Here is an 11,391-nt window from a genome sequence, read left to right as displayed (position 1 = left end):
AGCACCACCGGCCGCTCGAACTCGCCCGCCACCTCACGGAAGATGTGCACCGCCTCGGACTCCAACGCGTCCAGATGCGAGAGCGCGTACGGGCGTACGGGCGCCCAGGCAGTCGTTGTCGAGAGCGTCACACCAACCCCCTCGCCGCCAGCACCGCGTGCACCGCGTCCGCCGACTGCTCGGGGGTCTGCGACCGCGTGTCCAGTGCGAGCGCCGGGTCGAGCGGAGGCTCGTACGGGTCGTCGATCCCGGTGAGCCCGGTCAGCCGTCCCGCCGCCTGCCGCGCGTACAGGCCCTTCACGTCCCGCTCGCTGCACACCTCGACCGGCGTGGCGACATGCACCTCGATGTAGGGCGTCCCGCTCGCCTCGTGACGCTTGCGCACCGCCTCGCGGCTGTCGGCGTACGGGGCGATGACGGGGACGACGGCGAGGACGCCGTTGCGGGCCAGTACCTCGGCGACCAGGCCGATGCGCTGCACGTTCGTGTTGCGGTCCTCGCGGGAGAAACCGAGTCCCGCGGAGAGGAAGCGGCGGATCTCGTCACCGTCGAGCACCTCCACGCGATGGCCCTCGGCGCGCAGCCGGCCGGCGAGGAAGCGGGCGATCGTCGTCTTGCCCGCGCTCGGCAGCCCGGTGAGCCAGACGGTGGCCCCCTGAGCGGTAGGAGGCTTCTGACGGCCTCTTGCCGTGGTCGTCATGCGTGGTGTCCTTTCGCGGCGTCGGCGATGCGGTGCCGTTGTTCGGGAGAGGCAAGTTCGCTGAACAGGGCCTCCCAGCGCGGGTGCACCGCGTCCGGGCCGTACGACGCCGCCGTCAGTACGGCCGCGACGCCCATGTCGGCGCGCAACGCCCGGTCGCCCATCAGCTTGGCCATGGACTCGGCGAGCGCGTCGGGGTCCTCGGGCGGTACGAGCAGGCCGTCGACGCCGTGGGTGAGCACGTCCGAGGGGCCGGTCGGGCAGTCGAAGGCCACCACCGGCAGGGAGTGGCTCATCGCCTCGATCATCACCATCGGCAGTCCCTCGAAGCGCGAACTGAGTACGTAGAAGGCCGCCTTGGCGAGTTCGTCGTCGAGCCGGTCCGTGTGACCCATCAGGAGCACATGGTTGTAGAGGTGGTGTTCCTCGATGAGCGCGCGCAGCTCGGCCTTCTTCTCGCCGCTGCCGTAGATCCTCAACTGCCAGTCGGGGTACGCGTCGACGAGCCTCGCCCACGCGGGTATCAGCAGGTCGAAGCCCTTCTGCGGGAACAGCCGCCCGGCCGCCACCGCGATCCTCGACCGCTGGTCCGAGGGAACCTGGTCGAGGGAGTGCACGGCGTTGGGGATGCGCACCACCCGGGTGCCGGGCAGCAGTTGCCCGTACTCCTCGCGGTCCCGCTCCGTCAGGACGGCGACCGCGTCGAAGCGCGCGTAGGTCTCCCGGATGCGTCGCTGCACATCACGCTTGTGCGTGCCGTGGTTCATGTGTTCCTGCGCCACCCGCACCACACCGCCCGTCGCGTGCTCCGCGGCGAGGAAGTTCAGCGCGGGCCGGGTGGTCACGAGGATGCCGTCGCGCAACGAGGAGAGGTACGCGATCAGCCGCTGCTCCACGTACCGGTTGAAGTACCGGTAGCCGAACTCGCCCGGCGGGATGTGCCGCGCGGGCCGCTCGGTCAGCCGCCCGCGGCGCCGGTCCCGCCAGCGTCCGGCCACGCCCCGGCCGGGGGAGTGGGCGCTCTCGCGCAGGTCGACGACCGTGCTGACGCGCACGCGCGGGTCGAGCGGGAACTGGAGGTCGTCCCGGCGGCGCAGCGCGCTGACCAGCTCGACCTGCCAGCCCGCCTGCACCAGGGAGTTGGCCTGGTTCATCACCGTACGGATGGTGCCGCCGCGGCCGTAGGCGTGCAGCAGGAGATAGCGGACCTTCGGCCGCCCGGTCGCGTCCGCCCGGTGTCCGGTTGCGTCCGCCCCCTGTCCGGTCTGCTGATGGTCCGTCATGAGGTGGCTCCCGTGCGGCACTCCAGTGAAAGGTTGTCCTTCACCGTGTAGTACGGGCGCACGCGCAGACCGCGTACGCGCTGCTCGGGAAAAACCATGATCTTCTTCTTGCCGTGGATGTCGTCGAGTTGTCGTCCTGCCCGCAACCGGGCCTCGCCGTCGGTGAGATGGATGTCCCACTCCTCGATCTCGGCGGGGTCCGGTGTCACCAGGTCGGCGAGGGGCAGCTCGCCCTCGAAGCGGTCGCCCTTCACCTGCGCGGGGTAGTCGAGCGGGCGGTCGGTGCGGCCGCGCCGGGTGAGCAGCAGCCGCCAGTCGCCCTCGGCGGGACGTCCGTGGATGCGACCGACGAGCCGTACGCGCCCGTCGCGGGGCCACACCTCCGCGATCTCGGCGTGCGGCTTCACGCGTTCGTGCCGGTTCACGTGTTCGTGCCGGTTCACGCGCTGTATCCCCAGGCCTCGCACATGGGCCGCAGCAGCTCCGGGATCTCGTCCTCGGCGGGCAGCGCCCGTCCGCTCTGCACCTGGCCGGTGCGGATCTTGTCGCGCCAGTCGCCGAGACCCTTCACGACCTGGGTGCCGTCGCGGCGGCCGTAGTCGAGCATCGACGGTTCGAAGCCGACGCCGAGGAACGCGCAGAGGCCGCGCATCTCCGTCTCGGCGTCGGCGGTGAGGTCCTCGTAGCGCAGGGTGTGGTGGGCGGCGTGGCCGCCGAAGTGACTGCTGGAGTGACCGTCCGGGTGGCCGCCGGGATGGGTGTCCCGGTGGCCACCGGTGGTCGCCTGCCGGGCGTTCTCGACGGCCCTCATGTAGCGCAGGGCGTCGGCCGTGGCCTCCTCGAAGGTCCGCTTTTCGGGGTCTCCCTCGTGCCAGGACCGGGCGATGGACACCGGGTGGCGGAGCAGGAAGACGAAGCGGGCGTCGGGCCAGCAGTCCCGGATGCGCCGGTGCACGAACGCGTTGCTGGGTGTCTTCTCGACCAGGACGTCCTTGCCCGACCTGACCAGCTCCCGGTGCATGACCCGGTCCCAGAGCAGATGCTCCAGGTCGCCCCGCTCCAGGTCGAGGGCGCTCATGGCGCGCTGCGAGAGCCTGCTGCCGAAGTCGACCTCAAGGCGGCGGATGTGCAGCTCGTGCGGGGAGTGCAGCCGCGAGTGCGCGTTCAGGAGCATCCGCAGCAGCGTCGAGCCGGAGCGTACGGGAGACATGATGAAGACCGGCCGCCGCAGCAACCGGTCCGTGGCGAGATCCCCGGGGGCCGGACATCGGTACACCGGCGTGGGCCGCTTGCCGGGTCTGGCCCCGGCTTCGGCTCCGGCCCTGTTCGGCTGTGGCGGCGCGGCGGGAGCGGCCCGGCGCACCTGAAGGCCGGTGGTGGCGGAGAGCGCCCGGTTCAGATTGCCCATCAGACTCATGCGTCCCGACGCTAGGTAAGGATTATGAGAGGAGGGACTGAGCGACCTGAGCGTTGCCTTAGCGACGGGGATTGTGTCTCAGGTCACACTGTGTCGGGTCCGGCCGGTCCCCCGGGCACCCCCGCGAAGACCGCCCCGGCGTCCCGCAGCCGCTCGTGCAGGGCCCGGAAGACGGCGGCGGAGCGGGCTCCGGGCCAGTCCGGGGGCAGCAGCGAGGCGGGCAGCCCCGGGTCGGTGTACGGGAGGTGGCGCCAGGAGTCGAGGGCGAGCAGATAGTCGCGGTACGCCTCCTGCGCGGGGGTGTCGGCCCTGTTCTCCCAGTCGTGCAGCACGCGCGCGTGCCGGTCGAGGAACGCCTCGTGCTGCTTGGCGATCCCGGCGAGGTCCCACCAGCGCGCGACCGCCTCGGCCGTCGGCGCGTATCCGAGGTGCGCGCCGCGGAACAGTTCCACGTACGAGTCAAGCCGCAGCCGTTCCAGCGTGTGCCGGGTCTCTTCGTATAGGCGGGCCGGGGCGATCCACACGCCCGGGGCGGCCGTCCCGAAACCGAGGCCGGCCAGGCGCGAGCGCAGTACGTGACGTTTCTGCCGCTCGGACTCCGGTACGGAGAACACGGCGAGGACCCAGGTGTCGTCCTCGGGAGGCGAGGCCGCGTAGACCCGGCGGTCGCCGTCGTCGAGGAGTTGCCGTGCGCCCGGCGACAGGACGTACCCGGCCGCGCCGGCCTCGGTGCGGGCCGGCAGGAGCAGGCCCCGGCGTTTGAGTCTGGAGACCGACGACCGTACGGAGGGCGCGTCCACGCCGGCCGCGGCGAGAAGCCGGATCAGCTCGGCGACGGGTACGGGACCAGGGGCGAAGCGGCCGTACGCGCCGTAGAAGGTGACGATGAGGGACCGGGGGGCGTGCTGCTCGGACACGTTGATCACTCTAGATCGTCACCGTCACGCGAGATCACCATCCGGTCTCAGCGGGGGTCGCATCGGGAGCGTATCGACTGAATGACGACAGTCAACACTCCGCGATAACCCGCGATAACCCGCGGTGGTTCTTGACGGTCCGCGATGGCCCGGTGGTTCTTGACGCTCCGCGATGGTCGGGCGGTAAGCATCCGAACGGTCGGGCTATAGGCGTCCGAACGGTCAGGCGGCGATGGCCAGTTGCTCGACCGGCACCCGGTGCGGAGCGACGACCCGCCCGTCGGGCAGCAGCGCGCCGGTGTCGTCGAAGACGATCGCGCCGTCGCACAGCAGGTACCAGCCCTGCTCGGGGTGCGCGGAGACGATGTGCGCGTCGGAACGGTGCGAGCCGTCCGAGCGGTCGGAGCGGGCGGCGGACGGGCACGAAGACTGGTGAGAACACATGGTGGGCCTCCACGTGCGAGGAGTCGGGCGGCGTTTTCGTCGCCCGTATGGATAGACCATGCGCCCGCCGCGAACTCATCGGAACAGCGGGAGGGGAGTCGTGACAACACGCGGACAACACTCGGACGAGTCCAGGACGGACGATGCGGACCCGGGGCGGTCTCGCGGCGCGGACGCGCCCCCAACTCGCCACCAAAGGGGTGAGGGTCACGCCGTGGGGTCCGCCGGGCCGGTACCTGTGGAGGCCCCCACTCCAGGAGGTATTCCGATGCGCGTCCCCCTGCGTACTCCGATGCGATTGCACCAGGTCATGGGCACCGCCGCCGGTGCGGTGCTGCTGCTGGCCGCCGCCCCGTCCGCGGGCGCGCTGTCCCAACAGGCCGCGCCCGCACCGGCCGCGCCCGCACCGGCCGCGCCCGCACCGGCCGCGTCCGCCGAGCCGGTAGGGCTCTCGGAGACGGTGACCGTCGACCCGACGGCCCGCCTCGCCGCGGACGGCACCGTCACGCTGTCCGGTACGTACCGCTGCAAGGGCAGTACGGGCCCGGTCTTCGTCAGCTCCTCCCTGCGCCAGGACAGGCCCTCCCTCACCCAGGACGATTCGTCCCTGAGCCAGGGCGGGAACAGCGTGCGTAAGGGCATCGGCAGTACGACGGCGGTCTGCGACGGCGCCGAGCACCGCTGGACGAACACCGAACGCACCGAGCCGGGCCGCTTCGAGCCGGGCGCGGCGAAGGTCGAGGCCACGCTCATGGAGCTGCGCTCCAGCGGGCTGCCGCTGCCGATGTTCCACGCGGCGAAGGAACAGGACGTCACGCTGGTCGGCTGACGCCGGTCCAGGGCACCGGCCGCCGGCCGCCGTCCGCGGCCGACAACTGCGGCCGACAACCGCGACCGGCTGCCCGCGTTCGCGTCCGCGTTCGCGTCCGCGTCACGAACAGGTCCGCCCTCCGAGCCCCAAGGGGTACGGAGGGCGGACCTGTTCAGTGGCCCCGTCACTCCCCGCCCCGCTGATCCTTCCGCCGCTGCCCGTCCCGTCCCGGCGCGCAGCCTGCCCCGCCCGTCGGCCCGGCCGCGTAGCTGGAGTCCAGCCGGTAGACGCCCGCCCGTGGCACGGTCAGCCGGGTCCAGGGCCCGTCCGGCCGTACGCAGCCCCCGTCGGCCCGCAGCCACGGCGAGTACCGCACCCGGACGGTCACCGTCCCGGCGCGCGGCACCCTCAGTACGACGGCAGCCTCGCCCGCCCGCACCACGCTGCCCGGCGCCGAGACGAGCGGCTCGGCGTCCCGGACGCGGTAGATCCGCCAGTGCGCGTCACGCCAGACGGGCCGCAGCCAGTCCTGTCCGGCGGCGACCAGGGCCGCCTCGTGCTCGGCGGGACCGTCGGGCCTCCCGTCCGGCACGACCACGTGAGCGACGGCCCAGTGGCGTAGCCAGGCGTGATAGCGCGGCGCGTCGAGAGCGCCCTCGTAGAACAGCCGCCCCCGCTCGACGTCCAACTGCCGGTTCCAGCCCCGTATCACCTGCGCGTGCGGGGCGAACAGCGCTGCCTCGCGGTGGTTGCGGGCGGGCACCACCTCGACCCGGTCGCGGTGCGCGCCGAGGCGGTCGAGTTCCTTGAGGACGCCGTGGGTGTGGGTGGCCCAGGCCGGTACGGACGTGGAGACCCGCAGGTCGTTGACGGTCGACATGGCGGTCCAGCCGACCGACACGGCGAGCGCGAGGGCGAGGGCGAGCGGCCTCGTCCGGCGTACGGGGCCCCGGACGCCACCGGCCCCGGTGGTGCGGGCAGCGTCGTTCACCAGGCAGGCGAGCAGCACCGCCGGTGCGAAGTGCGCCGCGAGCCGCTCCACGTTGGTGCCGACCGGTGAGGGGACGAGCCAGGTCAGCGCCACTCCGACGGCGTAGACGGCCGCTCCGGCCCGCACCGCCCGCCACGCGCGGGGAGCCGCCCGGACCACGGCGGCCGACAGGAGCACAGGCATCAGCACGCGGCTCGCGGCCATGGGCTGTTCGCCCTCGAAGGGGAACAGCAGAGCCGTCAGCGCGCAGACGGCGACGGGTGGCACGGACAGGGCGAGGCACTTGGCGTACCGCCGGTCCGCCAGCCACCCGGCGCCGGCCACCAGCAGGAACAGTCCGGCCACCGGACTCGCCAGGGTCGCGAGCAACGCCCCCAGAGCAGCCACGGCCGGCCGACCCTTCCGCTCCGGGCGGCCGGCCAGGGCCAGCAGCCCTCCGAGCCCGAAGGCCAGCCCGAGGGCGAACGTAGTACGCCCCGAGGCGACGTCGGCCCACAGCCCGAACGCGCCGAGCAGCGCGGGCCACAGGGGCGCCCGCGCCACGGTCCGTTCGAGCAGCGCGCCCAGCAGCCAGGTGGCGGCCACCCCGGCGAGGACGGAGACGGTACGCACACCGAGCACCGCCATCAAGGGGGGCGACAGCACGCTGTAGTTGACGGTGTGCGTGCCCCCGTACCAGAAGAGCCCGTACGCGGTGTCGGGGTTGCGCGCGACGAACCCCGCCCAGGCGTATTGGGCCGCGAGATCACCGCCGCCCGTCGCGAGAAGGACGCCCCACACCCCGTACAGCGGAAGCACGGCGAGCACCGCGAGCGCGGGGACGCGCCACGACCGTGGAGCGAGGAGCCGGCGCGGCCGGTACGCGGAGGGCGCCCGGCGTGCTCCGGGGACGCGGCCCGGCGCGAGGGGAGCAGGGGCGAGCGGCTGTACGGGCACGGACTGTTCCAGGGGCAGGGCGGCGGCGGACGACCGGAGACGGCCCGGCGACGAACCCAACGACCCGCCCCGGGACGCCGTCACGCCCGACGCGGCACTCGGGCGTGATCCCACACACCCCTGATACCGAGGCCGCGGTCCTGACCGCACGGACCTCTTCGACGCCCACGGACACGCCCACGGATTCGACGCCCACGGATTCGACGCCCACGGACACGCCCGCCGGTTACGAAGCCCCTCAGATGTCCCGGAAGATCTCGATCTGCGCTCCCACCGAGTTGAGGCGTTCCGCCAGGTCCTCGTAGCCGCGGTTGATCACGTACACGTTGCGGAGTACGGACGTGCCCTCGGCCGCCATCATGGCCAGGAGGACCACCACCGCGGGGCGCAGCGCCGGCGGGCACATCATCTCCGCGGCCCGCCAGCGTGTGGGGCCCTCGACCAGGACGCGGTGCGGGTCGAGGAGCTGGAGGCGGCCGCCGAGGCGGTTCAGGTCCGTGAGGTAGATCGCGCGGTTGTCGTAGACCCAGTCGTGGATCAGCGTCTGGCCCTGCGCGGAGGCCGCGATCGCCGCGAAGAACGGGACGTTGTCGATGTTCAGGCCAGGGAACGGCATCGGGTGGATCTTGTCGATCGGGGCTTCGAGCTTCGAGGGGCGCACGGTCAGGTCCACCAGGCGCGTACGGCCGTTGTCGGCGACGTACTCCGCCGTGCGGTCGTGGTCGAGGCCCATCTCCTCCAGGACCGCCAGCTCGATCTCCAGGAACTCGATGGGCACGCGGCGCACCGTCAGCTCCGACTCGGTGACCACCGCCGCGGCCAGCAGGCTCATCGCCTCGACCGGGTCCTCGGACGGCGAGTAGTCCACGTCCACGTCGATGTTCGGCACACCGTGCACGGTGAGCGTCGTGGTGCCGATGCCCTCCACCCGTACGCCCAGTGCCTCCAGGAAGAAGCACAGGTCCTGGACCATGTAGTTGGAGGAGGCGTTGCGGATGACGGTCGTGCCGTCGTGGCGGGCGGCGGCCAGCAGCGCGTTCTCCGTCACCGTGTCGCCGCGCTCGGTCAGCACGATGGGGCGCCCCGGGGTCACCTTGCGGTCCACCCGCGCGTGGTACATGCCCTCGGTGGCCGCGATGTCCAGACCGAACCGGCGCAGCGCGATCATGTGCGGCTCGATGGTGCGCGTACCGAGGTCGCAGCCGCCCGCGTACGGCAGCTTGAAGCCGTCCATGCGGTGCAGCAGCGGGCCGAGGAACATGATGATCGAACGGGTGCGGCGCGCCGCCGTCTCGTCGATGGAGGCCATGTCCAGCTCGGCCGGAGGCACGATCTCCAGGTCCACGCCACCGTTGATCCACCGGGTGCGTACGCCGATGGAGCCCAGCACCTCCAGAAGGCGGTACACCTCCTCGATGCGCGCGACGCGGCGCAGCACCGTGCGGCCCTTGTTCAGGAGCGTCGCACAGAGCAGCGCCACGCACGCGTTCTTGCTGGTCTTGACGTCGATCGAGCCGGAGAGCCGGCGTCCGCCGACCACCCGGAGATGCATCGGGCCGGCATAGCCGAGCGAGACGATCTCACTGTCCAGCGCTTCACCGATTCGGGCGATCATCTCAAGGCTGATGTTTTGATTGCCGCGCTCGATACGGTTCACCGCGCTCTGGCTGGTGCTGAGCGCCTCGGCCAGCTGCGTCTGTGTCCAGCCCCGATGCTGACGGGCGTCACGGATGAGCTTGCCGATGCGTACGAGGTAGTCGTCTGCCATGACGGCAGGCTATCTCACATATGAGATGCCGCATCCGGAGGGGTCCGAAGGGGTGACGGTGCCTCAGTGACGCTTGGCGCGGGTGGTGCGCCGCCAGCCGAAGGGGCCGGGGAGATCCATCGAGGTCGTCCGGCGTCCCGTGCTGCTGTGCGTGTGCTTGGGGCCGTTCTTGCCGCCGGTGGTGACGGACCACGACTTCTTGTTGATGTTCAGCCGTACTCCGGGCAGGATCCGGAAGCTCTTGCGGAATGTGAGCGGCATGGGTGCCCCCTTCTCGTCCTTCTTCGCGTCCTTGTCGTCGTCCGCTGCCGGGTACCCCGAATGCCGGTCGGTACGCCGAACGCCCTTGCCTACGGGCCGTGTTCGACCCCGACTCCGTACCGGGGTGACCACTCCCGCACCGCCGGGGTACTGTCGAAGCACCGGAGGTAAAAACGTGCGGGCGCCGGAACGGCGGCCACACGCGCACACGCGGCATCGGACGATCCGCCACTTCTTCACCCCGAAGGAGTGCGCAGTGAATGTCCCCCGTAACCGCCGCGACCGCCGTAGTGAGGCCGTCGAGAAGGCCGGCGCCCCGGCCGGCGGATCCCCTCGTTCGCCCCGTTCCCTCCGTGAAGCGGGGGCAGCCCTCGCGGGGCTGTCGGCGGTGTTCCTGTTCGAGATGCTCGATAACTCGATCCTCAACGTCGCACTGCCGACCATCGGCCGTGAACTGTCGGCGTCGGCGACCGTGCTGCAGTGGGTGACGGGCGTGTACGCCGTCGTGTTCGGCGGGCTGATGCTCGCCCTCGGCGCGCTGGCCGACCGGGTCGGCCGCCGCAAGGTCATGCTGGTCGGGCTGGTGCTGCTGGGGGCGGCGAGTCTGGCGACCGCGTTCGTCACCACGGCGGAGCAGCTCATCGCCGTCCGGGCGGCGATGGGCGTCGCGGCCGCGATGACGACACCCGGCTCCCTCGCCCTGGCGTTCCGCCTGTTCGACGAGGACGGCCTCCGTGTCCGTGCGACGACGCTGATCTCCACCGTGGGCCTGGTCGGACTCGCGATCGGGCCCACCGCGGGCGGCTTCGTGCTCGCGTTCGCTCCCTGGCAGGCGCTGCTGCTGGTGAACGTACCGATCGCCGCACTCGCGTACCTCGGCATCCGACGCGGCATCCCCGCCGACCGGGCGGACGAACTGCACCGCGACCCGGTCGACGGCGCGGGTGCCCTGCTCGGTACGGCCGCGATCGTGCTCGCGCTGGTCGCGCCGACGCTGTTCGTCGACACGGGCGCCGCGTCTCCCCTCCCGTGGCTGGCCACGGCGGCGGCCGTCGGGTCGGCGGTGCTGTTCGTCGTCCGCGAGCGTGCCGCCCGCCATCCGCTGCTCGACCTCGAACTCGTCGCCCGCCCTCTCGTGTCGAGCGGCCTGGCGTTCAAGGCCGCCGCGAGCCTCGCGACCGCCGGCCTCGGCTACCTCGTGACCCTCCAGCTCCAGCTCGACCGGGGCTGGTCGCCCGGCCGGGCAGCCTTGGGGATGCTGCCCCAGGTAGTCGTGCTCATCGCCGGCGGTGCCGTCATCGGCCCGCTGGTCGCGCGCGTCGGTCTCGACAGGGCCGCCCGGCTCGGCGCCGGAGCCGTCGTGTGCGGGCTCGCCGTCTACGGGCTGCTGGGCCGCTCCGGGTACGCGTGGATCGCCCTCGCGCTCGTACTCGTCGCCGCCGGTATGCGTGTCGTCGGTGTCGTCGCCGGGACCAACGTCATGCGTGGCCTCCCGGCCGACCGCACCACCGTCGGAGCGGCGCTGGTGGACACCGCCGGGGAAGTCGCCACCGGGATCGGTGTCGCCGTCGGCGGGACCGTCCTTGCCGCGTTCTTCACCGGTGACATCTCCACCTCGGAGTGGAGCGCCCACCAGACCGCGGAGTTCCGCGAGGCGGTCACCTGGGCCGGCCTCGCGCTCACGGTCCTGGCGGCGACGCTGGTCGGATGGGGCATCGGCCGTGCCCGCCGCGCCGCGGCCGGTACGTCGCCGTAGCCGCCGCGGAAGAGTTGGGGAGGAGCCGCCACGCGCGGGTCCTCCGGCGGAGGCGGAGAACTCCGCGCCCGCGCCACAGGCACCACAGGTGCCACAGGCCGGGCACG

At 72.1% G+C, this 11,391-nt stretch carries 11 protein-coding genes and 1 pseudogene; 2 read left to right on the top strand and 10 right to left on the bottom strand.

Annotation, left to right across the window (positions count from 1 at the left end; translation table 11 throughout):
• From C6Y14_RS41835 to C6Y14_RS41805, 7 genes and pseudogenes are all read right to left on the bottom strand, one after another.
• Positions 1 to 131 (bottom strand): annotated as a pseudogene (locus tag C6Y14_RS41835) (sulfate adenylyltransferase subunit CysD); the annotation flags it as partial.
• On the bottom strand, positions 128 to 700 hold the full coding sequence (gene cysC, locus C6Y14_RS41830) for an adenylyl-sulfate kinase (protein WP_107022177.1): 573 nt from the start codon (positions 698 to 700) through the stop codon (positions 128 to 130). The gene cysC and the pseudogene C6Y14_RS41835, both read right to left, overlap by 4 nt.
• Complete coding sequence (locus C6Y14_RS41825; RefSeq protein ID WP_199855054.1) at positions 697 to 1,983, bottom strand: glycosyltransferase family 4 protein; 1,287 nt, start codon at positions 1,981 to 1,983, stop codon at positions 697 to 699. The genes cysC and C6Y14_RS41825 overlap by 4 nt, the downstream gene beginning before the upstream one ends.
• Positions 1,980 to 2,426: a hypothetical protein gene (locus C6Y14_RS41820; RefSeq protein WP_225891546.1), complete on the bottom strand. Its 447-nt coding sequence runs from the start codon at positions 2,424 to 2,426 to the stop codon at positions 1,980 to 1,982. The genes C6Y14_RS41825 and C6Y14_RS41820 overlap by 4 nt, the downstream gene beginning before the upstream one ends.
• Positions 2,423 to 3,400: a sulfotransferase family protein gene (locus C6Y14_RS41815; RefSeq protein ID WP_107022176.1), complete on the bottom strand. Its 978-nt coding sequence runs from the start codon at positions 3,398 to 3,400 to the stop codon at positions 2,423 to 2,425. The genes C6Y14_RS41820 and C6Y14_RS41815 overlap by 4 nt, the downstream gene beginning before the upstream one ends.
• An 83-nt stretch (positions 3,401 to 3,483) precedes the next feature.
• Positions 3,484 to 4,326: a PaaX family transcriptional regulator gene (locus C6Y14_RS41810; protein ID WP_107022175.1), complete on the bottom strand. Its 843-nt coding sequence runs from the start codon at positions 4,324 to 4,326 to the stop codon at positions 3,484 to 3,486.
• A 213-nt stretch (positions 4,327 to 4,539) separates the two neighbouring features.
• Positions 4,540 to 4,761 (bottom strand): DUF5999 family protein, encoded by a 222-nt coding sequence (locus tag C6Y14_RS41805; protein WP_107022174.1) that lies wholly within the window; start codon positions 4,759 to 4,761, stop codon positions 4,540 to 4,542.
• Between the two features lie 292 nt (positions 4,762 to 5,053).
• On the opposite strand from C6Y14_RS41805, the gene C6Y14_RS41800 reads away from it, so the two are divergent.
• Positions 5,054 to 5,590, top strand: a complete 537-nt coding sequence (locus tag C6Y14_RS41800) for a DUF6299 family protein (RefSeq protein ID WP_107022186.1) — start codon at positions 5,054 to 5,056, stop codon at positions 5,588 to 5,590.
• 166 nt (positions 5,591 to 5,756) lie between these two features.
• Here the strand turns inward: C6Y14_RS41800 and C6Y14_RS41795 are convergent, their stop codons facing one another.
• The 3 genes from C6Y14_RS41795 to C6Y14_RS41785 all read right to left on the bottom strand — a co-directional run bounded on the left by C6Y14_RS41795 (position 5,757) and on the right by C6Y14_RS41785 (position 9,528).
• A complete protein-coding gene (locus C6Y14_RS41795) occupies positions 5,757 to 7,499 on the bottom strand; it encodes a hypothetical protein (protein WP_404828923.1) in 1,743 nt (580 codons plus the stop codon).
• Between the two features lie 238 nt (positions 7,500 to 7,737).
• Complete coding sequence (locus tag C6Y14_RS41790) at positions 7,738 to 9,267, bottom strand: helix-turn-helix domain-containing protein (protein WP_107022173.1); 1,530 nt, start codon at positions 9,265 to 9,267, stop codon at positions 7,738 to 7,740.
• 63 nt (positions 9,268 to 9,330) lie between these two features.
• A complete protein-coding gene (locus C6Y14_RS41785; protein WP_107022172.1) occupies positions 9,331 to 9,528 on the bottom strand; it encodes a DUF4236 domain-containing protein in 198 nt (65 codons plus the stop codon).
• A 256-nt stretch (positions 9,529 to 9,784) separates the two neighbouring features.
• Here C6Y14_RS41785 and C6Y14_RS41780 point away from each other — a divergent pair, with 256 nt between their 5' ends.
• Positions 9,785 to 11,284, top strand: coding sequence for an MFS transporter (locus tag C6Y14_RS41780; protein WP_225891545.1), 1,500 nt, complete (start codon positions 9,785 to 9,787; stop codon positions 11,282 to 11,284).
• Positions 11,285 to 11,391: the final 107 nt, after the last annotated feature.

It is taken from the genome of Streptomyces dioscori (assembly GCF_003024195.1).
Classification (GTDB): Bacteria; Actinomycetota; Actinomycetes; order Streptomycetales; family Streptomycetaceae; genus Streptomyces; species Streptomyces dioscori.
This window is presented reverse-complemented; position numbering and strand designations above follow the sequence as displayed.